Raw genomic sequence first — 15,685 nt, 5'->3', positions numbered from 1 at the left:
CGGACACTTTCGACCCTAGCCCGGATCGGGTGGAAATAGAAAGGGTACTGACTATTTAAGCTCCGCCGAGTTGGCATTTAATGACAATGTTTGAGGCTGGGATGTTATGTCTCGACACATCGGTGACAGTTCTGCATCAGAACATCGGTGACACAACACGGGGTCTTGGTGGTGACACTTCGCTCTGATTACCCGGGTCTATGGGTTGAACTAGGCTGATGTGAAACCTAATGATCCCGTTGATGCGCGGCTTCGCTTGGAAATCGCTCAGTGGCCTGACGACGCCCCGCGTGGGGCCGTGACCACGTTCTGCGAAGCCCATGACATCAGCCGCAAGACGTTCTATAAGATCCTCGCTATCGCCCGCGAGGAAGGGCAAGCGGCAGCCTTGGAGCCCCGCTCGCGCCGACCGAAAACCTCTCCCACCCGGCTGGAGGAGACCGTTAAGGACCAAGCAGTCAAGGTTCGCGCGGCGCTGGAGTCCTCAGGCTTGGACCACGGCCCGATCAGCGTTCACGACAAGATGAAGGCCCTTGGAATGGCTGCTCCGTCCACGGCAGCGTTAGCCCGAATTTTCCGTGAGAGGAACGTGGCCCGTAACGAGCCGAAGAAGAAGCCCCGCGCCGCGTGGCGACGCTTTGTCTATCCGACCGAACGCGTGCTGGCAATTGGACGCCACCGAGTACGTGCTCTCCGGCGGACGTCAGTGCGTGATTTTCCAGCTCCAAGATGACCATTCCCGGCTGGCCATCGCCTCGCACGTGGCCCCGGGAGAGACCAGCGAAGCAGCCCTGACGGTGGTTAAGAAGGGCATGGCCACCCACGGTGTCCCTCAACGGTTGCTCACGGACAACGGGACCGCGCTGAATCCCACCCGTCTGGGCGTGCAAGGCCAGCTGGTGACGTTCATGAGCTCTCTGGGTGTTTCGATGATCACCGGCAAACCCTACAAACCCACGACGCAAGGCAAGAACGAAAGATTCCATCGAACCTTGTTCAGGTACCTGGACAAACAGCCCATCGCCGCGTCGTTGAACGAGCTGCAGGACCATGTTGACCGATTCGATGTCATCTATAACACCCAGCGGCCTCACCAGGGCCTGCCCGGCAGGATCACCCCGCAGCAGGCGTGGGAGGCGACCAGTGTCGCCGAACCACCACGTCCACCCGCCCTGGAGTTGGCTGCGCCCCACGTACCTGTATTTCGAACGCCTGAACCGCTGCTTGCCGCAGAGCAGGTGGAGTACCAGGCGATCGCGCCGGAGCGAACGATGCTCGGCAGCCTCATAACCACCGACCCGACCGGACAACACACCCTGAAGGTCTATTCCAACGGGACCGTCAGCTTCAATAGGGTGATCTACTACCTGACCACACGCATGGCCTACCGCCCAGTTCTCATTGATTGGAACAGCGAAGCAATCACGTTCATCAGCCCCGAAGGGGAAATCATCGCGGAATTCGATTGGCCTCCTGCCGGAACCAAACACGTGGGAATGAAATCAGCCCGGTACGCATTCCAGCAGGCTCCATAACCGGGCTCTGCACCGGTGACCGCCGGGAACTGTCACCGATGTCTTGACACACGGACTGTCACCGATGTCCTGATGCAGAACTGTCACCGATGTCCCGAGACATCACATGTTTGAGGCTGGGACTGTCATTAAATGCCCTCTCGCGGGGGATCAGACCCACTCGCCTCGACGAACCAGCACTTCCTTGAGCAGATCCAGCCGGTCGGAGACAAGGCCGTCCACGCCCAGGTCCAGAAGCCGTTCCATCTCCGCGGGCTCGTTGATGGTCCACACGTGCACCTGGAGGCCCGCCTTGTGGGCGCGGCGGACAAACCCGGAGGTCACCACGGGGAACCTGCCGTACCGGGCAGGCACTTGGAAAACGTCGACGCCGGCAAGCAGCTTCCGGGCCAGCGCTGCGGGAAGGACCGGGCCAAGGAAAACAAACACGGCGGTCAGCGTGCTTCCGGCGGACGTGGCAACGCGCCGGCCGAGCCGCCGCAGCACAGCCCGGCGCCTGCGGTCCGAGAAGCTCGTGACCAGCACCCTGTCATGGATACCGTGCTTCCCGATGGCCTCGGCCACGGGCCCCACCGAGTTCCAGTCCTTCACGTCCAGGTTCAAGCGCCCTTGCGGAAATGCAGCCACCAGCTCATCGAAGGTCGGCACGGGTTCCAGCCCCTTGATCCTGGCCTTGGCAACGTCCTCGGCCGTCAGCTCCGAGATCCGCCCGGCAGAATCGGTGACCCGGTCCAAGGATTCATCATGGAAAACGAGCAACACCCCATCAGCGGTGGTGTGGACGTCAGTTTCAAGGTGCACCGTCCCCAGCTCAACGGCAGCCCGAAACGCAGCCATCGAATTCTCCAGGCCATGCAGCGAGAATCCGCGGTGGGCGAAGGCCAGCGGGCCAACTGTGCCGTCTTTGCGGAGGAAGTATGGGAGCACCACACCGGTAGCGTATCGGAGCCGCACTCCCGGAGGGCCGCTCAGGAATCCTGCGGCACGATCGCCACGCCATCGCTGACGTGCACCAGCGTCCGGCCGCGACCGCCGTCGAGCTCCACCCAAACGGCAGTGGCATCACCGGTGACGTCGTCCACAACACCATGCGCAGCGAAACCCGGCGTCAGCGCGACGCTGACCCGGTCCCCCCGCCGGAGGGATCGCCAATGGTGGTCCGGCTCGATGCGCCGCAGCGGCGCGTTGGTGAAGTCGTTGATCCGACGCTTTGCCATGGTTCCTCCTGCTGATCGAATGAGTCACAGAACACGATGCGAACGGGTCCGTGGCTGGAAGCCTACGTTTGCCAGTTGAACGCCGGTTGTATGGAAGCCGGGAGCCAGGTGACAGTTGCGGGACTGGCAAACTAAGGACATGACTGTGTTGATTGCCGGCTGCGGCGACCTTGGAACCGAAGCCGGCCTGCGTTTTGCGGCGGCCGGTCATGACGTGATCGGGCTGCGGCGCTCTCCTGGCAAGCTCCCTGCCGGCATCCTCGGGATTGCAGCGGACCTGTCGAAGGGGGTTCCGGAGCTGCCTGGCGCCGTGGACACCGTGGTGGTCTCGCTTGCCGCGGATGCGTCGACGGAGGAGGCGTACCGCGCAGCGTACGTGGACGGCCTGCAGAACGTGCTGGACGCCGTGGCGCGGCAGGACAACAGACCCCGGCGGATTATTTTTGTCTCCTCCACCGCCGTGTATGCGGACGCGGGCGGTGCCGTGGTGAACGAATCAACGCCCACCGAGCCCACGCGGTTCAGCGGAAAGATCCTGCTCGAAGCGGAGGACCTGTTGTTCGCGCGGGCACGTGAGGCCGGCTTCACCGCCGTGACCCTGCGGTTGGGCGGCATTTACGGCCCGGGGCGGACCAGGCTGATTGACCAGGTCCGTTCGGGCAAGGCCGTCATCCCCGACCAGCCCAAGCACACCAACCGCATCCATCGGGACGACGCAGCCGCCGCGATCGTCCATCTGGCCACCATGGCCCAGGACCCCGAACCCGTATATGTTGGCGTGGATGACGAATCGGCTGAGTTGGGCGATGTCCTGAGGTTCCTCGCCGGGGAGCTGCGGCTTCCGGAACCGCAGGTGGGGCGGACGTCCGACGGCGGTGCAGGCGACAAGCGCTGTTCCAACCGGCGGCTCCGGTCCACCGGCTTCACCTTCACCTACCCCAGCTACAAGGAGGGCTACCGGGCCATCCTTGCCGGGGTAGGCGCGCGGCATCCGTGATGGCGGGTCCGCGCTTGCGGACCTGGCTTAGACCTTCTGTTCCGTCAGCTTCGCTTCAAGAATCTGAGCCACGCCGTCGTCGTCGAAATGCGGCGCCTGCCGGCCCGCGGCAAGAATCGCTTCCGGGTGGCCGCTGGCCATCGCGTAGCCGTGGCCGGCCCAGCGCAGCATCTCAATGTCATTGGGCATGTCGCCGAAAGCCACCACGTCCGCGGCGCTGATGCCCAGCGATTCGGCGTAGGTGGCCAAGGTAACGGCTTTGTTGATCCCCGGCACGGACATCTCCAGCATGGCGGTCCGCGGCGCTGAGTGCGTGGTGGCCACCAAATGGGCCACGGCAGGTTGGACCTCAGCGAGGAACTCGTCCGGGGTGCCTTTTCGCGTAATGGCCAGGAACTTCACGACGGCGTCTTCCGCAGTCAACGTCCGGTCCAGCGGTGCGGGGGTGAACTCTGCGAGGAGCTCGCTGGTTTCGTTTTCGATGAAGCCGGGCTCGAGGTGGAATCCGGTCAGCGTTTCGGCCGCAAAGAGGGCGTCTGGACGGATCTTCTTGATGATGCGGCGCGCCTCGAACAGCGAGTCCAGGTCCAGCTCGGTAGACGACAGCGGCTTCTCCGTGGCCAGGTCCCACACCACGGCACCGTTTGAACAGATGACGATCCCGCTGTGACCCAGCTGCTCCTGCAACGGGTACAACCAGCGGGGCGGGCGGCCGGTGACGAACACAAGCTCCACTCCGGCGTCGCGGCAGTCCTGGAACGCCTTGATGGTCCTGGCGCTGATTTTTCCGTCATGGCCAAGGATGGTGCCGTCAATGTCACTTGCTACGAGCCGCATCATGTCAGTTTACGTGGGCGTTGGGCGGGCAAGGCCTCTGCAAGTGATAGCAGGTTCCGGGAAACACCACATAGTGTGGGTTCATGAGTGAGAAGACCAGGGAAGAGCACAGCACAAGGGGCGCATACGTAACCGGCGGCGAGTTCAACCGCGACACCAACTACATCGAAGACCGCATCACCCGCTCCGGACAGCCCGGACCGAACGGCGAACCGGGATGGCCCGTGGAACCCGGGCGTTACAGGCTTATCGCCGCCCGGGCCTGCCCGTGGGCCAACCGCACCGTGATCGTCCGCAGGCTGTTGGGCCTTGAGGACGTCATCAGCCTCGGCCAGCCCGGACCCACCCACGACGCACGCTCCTGGACTTTCGACCTCGACCCGGACGGCAGGGATCCGGTCCTGGGCATCGAACGGTTGCAGGAAGCCTTCTTCAAGCGCTTCCCTGACTACCCGCGCGGCATCACGGTTCCGGCAATCGTGGATGTTCCCAGCGGGGCCGTGGTCACCAACAACTTCCCGCAGATCACGCTGGACTTCTCCACGGAGTGGACCGAATTCCACAGGCCCGGGGCGCCGGACCTGTATCCGGAACACCTGCGCCAGGAAATCGATGAGGTGAACAAGCGCGTCTTCACGGAGGTCAACAACGGGGTGTACCGCTGTGGTTTTGCCGGCTCCCAGGAGGCCTACGACGCCGCGTACCACCGGCTGTGGACCGCCATGGATTGGCTGGAAGAGCGCCTGTCCAACCAGCGCTACCTGGTGGGTGACACCATCACAGAGGCCGACGTGCGGCTCTTCACCACGCTTGCCCGCTTCGACGCGGTCTATCACGGGCATTTCAAGTGCAATCGCAACAAGCTTGCGGAGATGCCCGCCCTGTGGGCCTATGCCCGGGACTTGTTCCAGACCCCCGGTTTCGGCGACACGATCGACTTCGTGCAGATCAAGCAGCACTACTACATCGTGCATGAGGACATCAATCCCACCCGGATCGTCCCGGCCGGCCCGGACCTCTCAGGCTGGCTGACCCCGCACGGACGGGAATCCCTGGGCGGAAGGCCGTTCGGCGAGGGCACTCCGCCGGGTCCGGTGAAAGCAGGCGAGGAAGTCGCGGCCGGCCACGGAGCCGGGTAGCCCTCTAGGACGGACCGTGGTTAAGTTCCGCGCGGGTGGGCGGGTTTGCCCCGGCGCGGGACACGGTGACCGCGGCTGCCTTTGCGGCGTGTTCCATGATCGCGGCCAGGGTCTCGGCCGGCATGGCGCGCAGTTCTTCACGGTTTTGCGCGCCCACCAGGCCCCGGTCCACCAGGGCGGACAGTAGTCCTGCCATGAACGAATCCCCGGCACCCACGGTATCCACCACGTCCACCGACGGCGCAGGGACGTGCGTCTCCCCCGCCGCTGTGATGCCCCACGGCCCCCATGCACCCCGCGTCACCACCACCAGCGCAGGGCCTTCCGTCCCGCCCAGCGACAGCCACCGCCGGGCCGACTCCAGGGGATCAACGTCCGGATACAGGAACGCCAGGTCCTCGTCCGAGGCCTTGACGATGTCCGCCAGCGCAACGAACCTTTCGGCCTGCGTCCGCGCATGGTCGCGGTCCGCGATGAGGCTGGGGCGGCAATTGGGATCGAAGCTGATGGTGCTGTTCGGATGGGCCTGCTCGACGGCGGCCAGCACCGCTGCGGCGCCCGGCTCCAAGGCCGTGGCAACCGACCCTGTGTGCAGCAGGGTGCCTCCCTGCAGCATGAGGGGCAACCGTTGGCCCAGGTCAGGCAGCTCCCAGGTGAGGTCGAACGTGTAGGTGGCGGCGCCGTCGTCGTCAATCAACGCAGTGGCCACGCTGGTTGGCTTGCTGTCCGGCGGAAGCGGAACCATGACCGAGCTGGAACGCAGGTGCGCCGCCACCGAATCTCCGTAGGCGTCCTGTCCGTAGCGGCCGATGAACTGCACCGGGTGGTCCAGCCGCGCCAAACCGACCGCAACGTTCAGCGGACTGCCGCCGACATGTGCCTCGATACCGCTGGGGCGTTGAACGACATCGACAAGGGCTTCACCAATCACAGTCAGCATGGGTCAACTCTGCCAGAGGCGTCCTGACTGGACCAGCGGTCAGGACAGCAACCGCTGCACCAGTTCCCGGCACTTCTTATAGGCCACGGCCTTGGGATCGATCAGGTCGAAGTGGTCACCGGGAACGCGAAGCAGCTGGGCAGCGCCGCCGGATGCGTTGCTCGCAGCGACATAGGCCTCCGACTGGCTGGCCGGAACGTCCTCGTCTTCGGTGGCGTGCACGGCGAAAACGGGAATTTCCAAGGGCAACGACGTCATGGGGTCGGCGTACTTGTGGCGCTTGGGATAGCGGCCCGAATCGCCACCCATCAGGTTGCAGACCGCGCCGTTGCTGAGGTTGAGGCGCTCTGCCGCGGCGAGGTTCAGCAGCCCGGACTGGCTGACCACGCCGGTGAGCCGCACGGCCTTTTCTTCCGGTCCCCGCACCAGCTGCCTGTCGGCGTCGGGCGTTCCAAGGGACGAGAGGCGGTGCCGTCCGGCCGCCCACACGGCCAGGTGGCCGCCGGCGGAGTGGCCCAGGGCCACCACCTTGCCCAGCTGGAGGTCATGGTTGCCGGCGATCTCGGACAGATGGTCGATGCCGGCCAGGATGTCCTCGAAAGTATGGGGCCAGCCGCCGCCGTTTCCGGCCCTGCGGTATTCGAGGTTCCAGGCGGTGATGCCGTGCGCTGCGAGGTCCCGGGCAAGGGGCTCACCCAGCTCTGCGCCGTACTGCGAGCGCCAATAGCCGCCATGGATCACCACGGCCACGCCGCCTGCGATCGTCGACGGACCGCGATGGTTTCCGTTGCTTGGTTCAGGTATGAAGAGTTCGCCCCACTGACTGGGGTGTTCGCCGTAGCTGTACTTGTGCCGCAACATTGCGCCCTCCTTTGTACCGAGCCTATCGCGAGGATTCGGAACTTTGGGTAGATACACCCCGACGGCGGGTGGCCGGGCCCAGTGTCGGGGCTGCGCCGTAAGCTGGGGGCATGGCAAGCAATTGGGACAGGCTGGACCCTGAACAGCGGGAGGCCGTACAGGCAAACGTGGAGCTTTACGAGCGCGTGCGCCCCTCGTTGAAGCGGATTACACGCGATGTCCTGCTGACCCTTCGCGGCATCCTGAAGGAAGCCGAGGTCACGCCGTTGTTCGTCACGGGGCGGACCAAAACGGTGGAATCGTTCCGCGAGAAGATCTCCCGGACGGATGACCCGCTGGAGCCCGGGGGCCCGCGGGTCCTGAAGTTCCCGGACCCGTTCCGGACCCTGAACGACATGGTGGGCATCCGTGTCATCACCAAGTTGCCGGCGGACAATGCGGCAGTAGCCAACATCATCAAGCGCCAGCGGCACCTCTTTGATTGCCGCGGGGACCGTGAGAAGGACATTGGCTCCATTGAATCCGGGACGTACGGATACTCGAGCCGGCACCTGATCCTGCGGACCCTCCAGAACGAGACCGTCAAGGAGTACCAGCAGGTCTTCAACCCGGACCTTCCGGCCAACGGCAGCTACTTTTTCGAATGCCAGATCCGTACGGTCTTCGCCCACGCCTGGAGCGAGATCGAGCACGATATCCGTTTCAAGGCTGACGATCCCCGCGCGTGGACTCCACAGTTCGACAGGCAGTTCACGGCCACGGCGGCCATGCTTGAAACGGTGGAGAGTGCCTTCGCCGATCTTCACGAGCGGTATGAGGAAGTCCGCGGGTTCTGGGACCTGGAGGGCGAGGGCGCTTCGCCCCTGACCCCCAACCGTGTGCGCGACGTCTGGCGTACGCTCCTGCCCCACGTTGACCGTAAAGTGGATGACGACTGGGGATGGGCGGCCGAACTCCTGGCAGCCCACGGACTGACCAAGACCGTGGAACTTGCCGGACTGCTCAGCGCCAACCGGATCACCGAGGTCCGCAAGGCACTGGACCACCGCTACTCCCCCGGCCCGGACCGCCTCCTGGACGACCTCCTGCTGTGGCAGTACGGAACCGAACACATCGATCTCACCGCTGAGGCGCCCGACATCGTTCCGCACCCGCGGCGCGACAGTCTCCTGCGGCGCCTGAAGCAGATTGAGCGTTACCGCCAGACTGCACTTTAAGGACCCATGACCCCCGAGCAACTCATGTCACTGCGGGCGACCTTCCGCTCGCCCCGCCGCCTTCTGACGGAATCCCTCGCAGGACTCGTGGTGGCCCTGGCGCTCATCCCCGAGGCCATCGCGTTCTCGGTGATCGCCGGAGTGGATCCGCGGATCGGGTTGTTCGCTTCCTTCACCATGGGAGTGGTCACGGCCCTGGTGGGTGGGCGTCCCGCCATGATTTCCGCGGCCACAGGTGCCGTGGCCCTGGTGATCGCACCGGTCATGAAAGAGCACGGCCTCGACTACCTGATCGCCACCATCATCCTCGCCGGCGTTTTCCAGATCATTCTCGCGGTCCTCGGGGTCACCAGGCTCATGAGGTTCATTCCCCGTTCGGTCATGATCGGATTCGTCAATGCGCTGGCCATCCTGGTGTTCATGTCCCAGATGCCGGAGCTCTTCAACGTGCCCTGGATGGTCTATCCCCTCGTTGCCGTGGGCTTGGCCATGGTGTTCCTCCTGCCGCGCTTGACCAAGGCCGTTCCGGCTCCGTTGGTGGCAATTGTGCTCATCACGCTGGTGACGGCGCTGGGCGGCATTGATGTTCCCACCGTGAGCGACAAGGGCGAGCTGCCGGACAGCCTGCCCGGGTTCTTCCTGCCCAACGTGCCGCTGAACCTGGAGACGTTCCGGATCATCGCACCCTTCGCCTTGTCCATGGCCCTCGTGGGGCTGTTGGAGTCCCTCATGACTGCCAAGCTGGTGGATGACATCACGGACACGCGTTCCAACAAGACCCGGGTCTCCTGGGGTCAGGGTGCGGCGAACATCATCACGGGGTTCCTGGGTGGCCTGGGCGGTTGCGCAGTAATCGGCCAGACCATGATCAACGTCAAGGGCTCGGGTGCGCGGAGCCGCCTCTCCACGTTCCTGGCGGGTGTCTTCCTGCTGATCCTCGTGGTGGCCCTCGGCGACATCGTGGGCATGATTCCCATGGCAGCCCTGGTGGCCGTGATGATCTTCGTTTCGCTCATCACCTTCGACTGGCACTCCATCCGCCCCTCCACGCTTCGGCGGTTGCCAAAGTCCGAGACCGCCGTCATGCTCCTGACTGTTGCCGCTGTGGTGGCGACGCACAATCTGGCGGTGGGTGTCGGCGTCGGGGTTTTGGCCGCAATGGTGCTGTTCGCCCGCCGGGTAGCCCACTTCGCCACCGTGGAGCGCACTGAACTGAAGCTCAATGGGGAGACGGTAGCTACCTACGTTGTGGATGGAGAGCTTTTCTTCGCCTCCTCCAACGATCTTTACACCCAGTTCGATTACGCAAAGGATTCCTCAGAAGGCATAGATCGTGTGGTGATCGACCTCCATGCCTCGCATCTGTGGGACGCGTCAACTATCGCGGTCTTGGACTCCGTGACGGAGAAGTACCGGAACCACGGGCGAGAGGTTGAGCTCATCGGGCTGAACGAGGCGAGCATCAGGATGCGCGAGCGCCTGGCCGGCAAACTCAACCCCTGACCCCAACCCCACCCCCAACCCAACCCCCACCCAAACCAACCCCCACCCAACCCCCACCCAACCCAACCCCACCCAACCCAACCCCCACCCAACCCCCACCCAACTAGGTCGCATTTGTGCGCGTTTTGAGCGTTCTAAACGCGCACAAATGCGACCCAGTTGGGTGCTGGGGATGACGGACGTCTGACATATACCGCCGGACGGATGTAACGAAAGTAGTTCCGTTTGAGGCCCGGGTGTCAGCATGGATAAATGCTTGAGGCAACAAAATCCACCACGTCAATCCCTGAAAACCCTGCGCTTGCGGCCGAGGCGCGGATTGCGCGCATCGCCGTCACCGCTTTCCCGATTTTGGTGGTCATCGCCGGCGTCCTCGGATTCCTCCTGCCGGATCTGTTCAAACCCCTTGGCGTCAGCGTGCCGTACCTGCTGGGAGTCATCATGTTCTGCATGGGCCTCACGCTGACCCCGCCGGACTTTGCCTCGGTGGCCCGCCGCCCCTGGGCCGTGGCCCTGGGCATCGTGGCGCACTACGTGATCATGCCCGGCGCGGGCTGGCTGATCGCCGTCCTTCTGCAACTGCCGCCTGAGCTCGCCGTCGGCTTGATCCTGGTGGGCTGCGCTCCGTCCGGCACTGCCTCGAACGTGATGGCATTCCTGGCCAAGGGCGACGTGGCGCTGTCCGTGGCCGTGGCTTCGGTTTCCACGCTGATCGCACCGCTCGTCACTCCCGCACTGACGTTGCTCCTGGCCGGTTCCTTCCTCCACATCGACGCCGGGGCCATGGTGCTGGACATCGTGAAGACCGTCCTGCTCCCGGTCATCGCAGGCCTTCTTGCCCGGTTGTTCCTCTCCAAACTGGTGGCAAAGGTGCTTCCCGCGCTTCCGTGGGCGTCCGCCGTCGTGATTTCATTGATTGTGGCGATCGTGGTGGCCGGCAGTGCCGGCAAGATCGTTGCCGCGGGCGGAATCGTGTTCCTGGCAGTTGTCCTGCACAACGGCTTCGGCCTGGGTCTCGGTTACCTCGCGGGCAAGCTCGGCCGCCTGGATGACAAGGCCCGCCGAGCCCTGGCATTCGAGGTTGGCATGCAGAACTCCGGCCTCGCCGCGACCCTTGCCACAGCGCACTTCAGCCCCCTCGCGGCCCTGCCTTCCGCGGTCTTCTCACTCTGGCACAACATTTCCGGCGCCATCGTGGCCGCTTGGTTGGCCCGCCGTCCGCTGAAAGGCTAGCCCAGCGTGGTTCCCCGGCGGTGCAGCTTCCATGCCGCCGGAACGCGGATCCCCTCCACCGGTGTGGCACCTGAAAGCCGGTCCAGCAACATCCCTACCACGCGGTCAAAGATGGGCTCCGGCCCCACTGTTGTCAGGGCGGGATCGTATTGCTGCCCCTCGGTGGAATTCCCGACGCCAACAATCTGGATGTCCTCAGGAACCCGAAGGCCCAGGCGGAATGCCGCGCGGACAGCCTGCAAAGCCTCCATGTCGTCTGTGGCAAAAATGGCAGTGGGCCGGTCCGGAAGCTGCAGCAGCTCCAAGGCCGACTGGTAGGCAAGATCCGGGCGGTGCTGTGAGGTACGGACCAAGGATTCATCCAGACCGATGCCTACCGCCTCCAAGCCGGCAGCGTACGCCGCAAACCGGCTCTTCCGCCTGCCGGACGGCTCCGCCCTGCGGATGCAGGCAATCCTGCGGTGGGAGGCCGTGAGGAACTCCATGCACTCCTTGAGGCCGGCGTCCTGCTCCGGGGCCAGCACATCGAACCCCGCCGGCTCCATGGTGCCCGAGATGACCACTTGCGCCACCCCGCGGCGGGCCAACTCCGTCACGGTCGCATCCTCGGCGGTGGCTTCCGGGAAGTAGCCGATGATCACGCCATCGGCTCCTCCGGACATCATGAACTTCCGCCAGTCGTCCCCCAGCAGGATCACGGGCTGGTACCCGTGGGTCGGCAGGATCCGTGCCGCGGCCGTCGCGAGTGCGCGGTCCCAGGGCCACTCCAGGTTGCCGATCGCAACAGCCACCACATCCGTCTTCCCGCGGCGCATACCCCGGGCTGCCTGGTTCGGGACGTAGCCCAGTTCCTTCACGGCAGCCAGCACCCGGTCCTGCGTCGGTTGGCTGATCCGGGTAGTCCCTCCATGCCGGCCGGACAACACGTAGGACACTGTGGTCAGGGAGACGTTCGCAGCGGTCGCAACGTCCCGGATGGTGGGCTTGGATCCCTTGCTCACATGGTGCTCCTGCTGGTCGGCGGCTTTCCTGCACTCTATCGCCACCACGTGGGCACCCCTTGACGGCTCGTTTTGTGAACGCTCACACTGTTGGGACGCCTCGAAGACCATAGGGAAAGATCACGTCATGAAGAACTGGGCAGGAAACCTCGAGTACTCGTCTGCCGAAGTGCGCCGGCCACGCTCTGTGGCCGAACTACAGGAACTGGTGGCCACGGCCGCCAAAGTCAAAGCCATCGGCAGCCGCCACTCCTTCAACACCGTCGCGGATACGGACGGCACGCATATCCTGCTTGATGCCCTGCCACAGGACATCACCGTAAATCCGGACAAGGAAACGGTCCGGGTCAGCGGCGGAATCAGTTACGGCGCCTTGTGCCGGGCGGTCGAGGAACAAGGCTACGCGATCCACAACCTCGCCTCCCTCCCCCACATCTCCGTCGCCGGGGCCATCCAGACCGGCACGCACGGCAGTGGAGTGGACAACCCCTCGCTGGCAGCCGCCGTCGTCAGTATCGACCTGGTGCGGGCCTCCGGCGAACTTGTCACCATCACCCGTGGCGACCGCGACTTCCCGGCCAGCGTGGTGGGGATCGGCTCGCTGGGTATTGTGACAGCCCTGGAACTTGAGGTGCGCCCGAGCTTCCAGATGCGTCAGCGCGTATTGACCGGCCTGCCCTGGGAGCGGGCGCTGGCTTCCTTCCGGGAGATTGCATCGAGCGCGTACAGCGTCAGCTTCTTTACCGACTACACCGGTGACACCATCCCGCAGGTATGGCTGAAGGCACTGGACACGGAAGCCGCGCTGCCTGACCTGTTCGGCTCCACCGCTGCCAGCGTCGCCATGCACCCGCTGCCTGGAATGTCCGCGGAGAACTGCACTGGCCAGTTGGACGAGCCCGGCAAGTGGCTGGACAGACTGCCCCATTTCCGCCACGAGTTCACCCCCAGCAACGGTGAGGAACTCCAGAGCGAATTCCTCCTCCCCCTGGACGATGCTCCTGCCGCCCTGGAGGCTGTCCGCGGTTTGGCGGACCGGATCGCCCCGTTGCTGTTCGTCTCGGAGATCCGCACCGTGGCGGCAGACGACTTCTGGCTCAGCCCGTTCTACCAGCAACAGAGCGTGGCCCTGCACTTCACGTGGAAACCCCTCCAGGCCGACGTGGAGAACGTGCTCCCCGAACTGGAGGCCGCCCTGGCACCCTTCGGAGCCCGCCCACACTGGGGCAAGCTCTTCACCCCGGGGCTGTACGACTTCGCGTCACTGTACCCGCGGTTCGAAGATTTCCGCGCCCTGGTCCAGGCCAATGATCCCAGTGGCAAGTTCCGCAACGCCCTTCTGGACACGGTGCTGGGCGTCGCGGTTCCGGCGGACAGCTAACGGACGTTAATGCCCGACGGCGGACCTGTCACCTGCCGGGGCGGCGCGGTGTTTGGGTGCCGGCCCGCTTACTCGATGTGGGCCAGCACAGCACCCGCAGTGACCACGCCACCGGCCTGCGACAGCACCTCGGTGAGGGTTCCGCCGCGGTGGGCCGGCACTTGAGTCTCCATCTTCATGGCTTCGAGGACCACCAAAGGGTCTCCCTCTGCGACGTCGGCACCTGGTTCAACCAGCCACTTCACCACCGTGCCGGACATGCTCGAGACCAAAGCGGACTCGGCGGGTGAATGATCGGAGTGCGGCGCATCGGCTTGGGCAGAAACTGCGGGCAGCCCCTGTCCTGATCGGGCCCAGCCGTCCAGGAGGTCAGCCGGGAGTCCCAGGGCCAGACGCTTGCCGTCGACATCCACGGTGATGGTGCGGCGGGAACCGCTGGGAGCAACCGGGTTGTAGGCGGGATCGGCTGGGATCCGGTCTGCGAAGTCCGTTTCGATCCACCGGGTATGCACCGCGAGGCCTTCCGGGGAAGTGAAGTCGCGGGCTTCCAGGACAGCCTGGTGGAAGGGAAGCACGGTGGCCACGCCCTGGATCCTGAAGTCGGCCAAGGCGCGGCGTGCCCTGCGGATGGCCTGCTGGCGATCAGCCCCGGTGACGATCAGCTTGGCCAGCAGGGAATCGAACTGCGGAGCAACCGTCGAGCCGGCACGAACCCCGGTGTCCACGCGGATGCCCGGGCCGGAGGGGATGTCGAAAGCTGCAACGGTTCCGGGCGACGGCAGGAACCCCCGGCCAACGTCCTCGGCGTTGATCCGGAACTCAAAGGAGTGGCCCTTCGCTTCCGGGTCCTCGGTGATGCTCAACGGCAAGCCGGCGGCGATGCGGAACTGCTCCTGCACCAGGTCCACCCCGGAGGTTTCTTCCGTGATGGGGTGCTCAACCTGGAGCCGCGTGTTGACCTCCAGGAATGCCACAGCGCCCGTGGCGGACACCAGGAACTCAACCGTTCCGGCTCCGTTGTAGCCGGCCTCACGGACGATTGCCTTGGCGGCGTCATGGATGCTGGTCCGCTGCTGCCCAGTGAGGAACGGTGCCGGTGCTTCTTCCACCAGCTTCTGATGACGGCGCTGCAACGAGCAATCCCGCGTGCCCACCACCACAACGTTGCCGTGCTTGTCGGCAATGATCTGGGCTTCCACGTGCCGGGGCCGGTCAAGATACTGCTCCACGAAGCATTCGCCACGTCCGAAAGCCACCACGGCTTCCCGCACAGCGGAGTCGAAAGCCTCCTCAACCTCGGCGAGCTCCCGCACCACTTTGAGCCCGCGTCCGCCACCGCCGAAAGCGGCTTTGATGGCCACAGGAAGACCATGCTGCTCGGCAAATACCCGGGCTTCGGCAGCAGAAGAAACCGGGCCGTCGCTGCCCGACACCAGTGGCGCACCGGCCCGGACGGCGATCTCCCTGGCCGTGATCTTGTTCCCCAGCTGGCGGATGGACTCCGGTGACGGGCCGATCCACTCCAGTCCGGCGTCGAGGACCGCTTGGGCGAAGTCCGCATTTTCAGACAGGAAACCATAGCCAGGGTGCACGGCATCAGCGCCGGAGCGCGCGGCAACTTCCAGGAGTTTGCCGACGTTCAGGTAGGTTTCGGCGGGGCTGTTGCCGCCAAGGCTGTAGGCCTCGTCGGACGCGCCCACATGCATGGCATCGGCGTCGATATCCGCATACACAGCAACGGAGGCGATACCGGCATCATTGCAGGCTCGTGCTACCCGGACGGCGATTTCGCCGCGGTTGGCAATCAGGACCTTGCGCATCAAA

General features: G+C 64.7%; 13 protein-coding genes and 1 pseudogene. 7 read left to right on the top strand and 7 right to left on the bottom strand.

All coding sequences use genetic code 11. The annotated features are described in order from the left end of the window. Positions 1-220 precede the first annotated feature (220 nt). Positions 221-1,535, top strand: a pseudogene (locus ACPFL9_RS00370) (integrase core domain-containing protein). Positions 1,536-1,685: 150 nt separating this feature from the next. Here ACPFL9_RS00370 and ACPFL9_RS00365 read toward each other — a convergent pair. Both ACPFL9_RS00365 and ACPFL9_RS00360 read right to left on the bottom strand, forming a co-directional pair. Further along, positions 1,686-2,465, bottom strand: a complete 780-nt coding sequence (locus tag ACPFL9_RS00365; RefSeq protein ID WP_426005091.1) for a glycerophosphodiester phosphodiesterase — start codon at positions 2,463-2,465, stop codon at positions 1,686-1,688. A 38-nt stretch (positions 2,466-2,503) separates the two neighbouring features. After that, positions 2,504-2,752, bottom strand: a complete 249-nt coding sequence (locus ACPFL9_RS00360) for a hypothetical protein (RefSeq protein ID WP_426005090.1) — start codon at positions 2,750-2,752, stop codon at positions 2,504-2,506. Between the two features lie 139 nt (positions 2,753-2,891). On the opposite strand from ACPFL9_RS00360, the gene ACPFL9_RS00355 reads away from it, so the two are divergent. Further along, positions 2,892-3,749 (top strand): SDR family oxidoreductase, encoded by an 858-nt coding sequence (locus ACPFL9_RS00355; RefSeq protein ID WP_426005089.1) that lies wholly within the window; start codon positions 2,892-2,894, stop codon positions 3,747-3,749. Between the two features lie 27 nt (positions 3,750-3,776). On the opposite strand, the gene ACPFL9_RS00350 is transcribed toward ACPFL9_RS00355, so the two are convergent. Then, a complete protein-coding gene (locus tag ACPFL9_RS00350; RefSeq protein ID WP_426007635.1) occupies positions 3,777-4,586 on the bottom strand; it encodes an HAD family hydrolase in 810 nt (269 codons plus the stop codon). Positions 4,587-4,669: 83 nt separating this feature from the next. Here ACPFL9_RS00350 and ACPFL9_RS00345 point away from each other — a divergent pair, with 83 nt between their 5' ends. After that, the gene (locus ACPFL9_RS00345; RefSeq protein ID WP_426005088.1) at positions 4,670-5,725 is read left to right on the top strand and encodes a glutathione S-transferase family protein; all 1,056 of its coding nucleotides are present in this window, start codon (positions 4,670-4,672) and stop codon (positions 5,723-5,725) included. A gap of 4 nt (positions 5,726-5,729) precedes the next feature. Here ACPFL9_RS00345 and ACPFL9_RS00340 read toward each other — a convergent pair whose 3' ends face one another. Then, positions 5,730-6,665 carry a carbohydrate kinase family protein gene (locus tag ACPFL9_RS00340; protein ID WP_426005087.1) on the bottom strand — a complete coding sequence of 312 codons (936 nt, stop codon included), beginning with the start codon at positions 6,663-6,665 and terminating at the stop codon, positions 5,730-5,732. A gap of 39 nt (positions 6,666-6,704) precedes the next feature. After that, on the bottom strand, positions 6,705-7,526 hold the full coding sequence (locus ACPFL9_RS00335) for an alpha/beta hydrolase (protein ID WP_426005086.1): 822 nt from the start codon (positions 7,524-7,526) through the stop codon (positions 6,705-6,707). Positions 7,527-7,636: 110 nt separating this feature from the next. Between ACPFL9_RS00335 and ACPFL9_RS00330 the strand changes: the two genes are divergently transcribed. The 3 genes from ACPFL9_RS00330 to ACPFL9_RS00320 all read left to right on the top strand — a co-directional run bounded on the left by ACPFL9_RS00330 (position 7,637) and on the right by ACPFL9_RS00320 (position 11,479). Further along, positions 7,637-8,743 (top strand): GTP pyrophosphokinase, encoded by a 1,107-nt coding sequence (locus tag ACPFL9_RS00330; RefSeq protein ID WP_426005085.1) that lies wholly within the window; start codon positions 7,637-7,639, stop codon positions 8,741-8,743. Between the two features lie 6 nt (positions 8,744-8,749). Further along, the gene (locus ACPFL9_RS00325; protein ID WP_426005083.1) at positions 8,750-10,246 is read left to right on the top strand and encodes a SulP family inorganic anion transporter; all 1,497 of its coding nucleotides are present in this window, start codon (positions 8,750-8,752) and stop codon (positions 10,244-10,246) included. Between the two features lie 252 nt (positions 10,247-10,498). Beyond that, entirely contained in the window at positions 10,499-11,479 is a 981-nt protein-coding gene (locus ACPFL9_RS00320; protein WP_426005081.1) for a bile acid:sodium symporter family protein, read from the top strand. On the opposite strand, the gene ACPFL9_RS00315 is transcribed toward ACPFL9_RS00320, so the two are convergent. Beyond that, the gene (locus tag ACPFL9_RS00315) at positions 11,476-12,480 is read right to left on the bottom strand and encodes a LacI family DNA-binding transcriptional regulator (protein ID WP_426005080.1); all 1,005 of its coding nucleotides are present in this window, start codon (positions 12,478-12,480) and stop codon (positions 11,476-11,478) included. The genes ACPFL9_RS00320 and ACPFL9_RS00315 overlap by 4 nt on opposite strands. A 127-nt stretch (positions 12,481-12,607) precedes the next feature. Between ACPFL9_RS00315 and ACPFL9_RS00310 the strand changes: the two genes are divergently transcribed. Next, positions 12,608-13,861 carry a D-arabinono-1,4-lactone oxidase gene (locus ACPFL9_RS00310; protein ID WP_426005078.1) on the top strand — a complete coding sequence of 418 codons (1,254 nt, stop codon included), beginning with the start codon at positions 12,608-12,610 and terminating at the stop codon, positions 13,859-13,861. A 68-nt stretch (positions 13,862-13,929) separates the two neighbouring features. Here ACPFL9_RS00310 and ACPFL9_RS00305 read toward each other — a convergent pair whose 3' ends face one another. Beyond that, the gene (locus tag ACPFL9_RS00305) at positions 13,930-15,681 is read right to left on the bottom strand and encodes an acetyl/propionyl/methylcrotonyl-CoA carboxylase subunit alpha (protein WP_426005077.1); all 1,752 of its coding nucleotides are present in this window, start codon (positions 15,679-15,681) and stop codon (positions 13,930-13,932) included. Positions 15,682-15,685: the final 4 nt, after the last annotated feature.

It is taken from the genome of Paenarthrobacter sp. NyZ202 (genome assembly GCF_049860755.1).
In the GTDB taxonomy this organism is placed as follows: domain Bacteria; phylum Actinomycetota; class Actinomycetes; order Actinomycetales; family Micrococcaceae; genus Arthrobacter.
The sequence above is the reverse complement of the archived record's forward strand: the minus strand, read 5'-3'. Positions and strand labels throughout refer to the sequence as shown.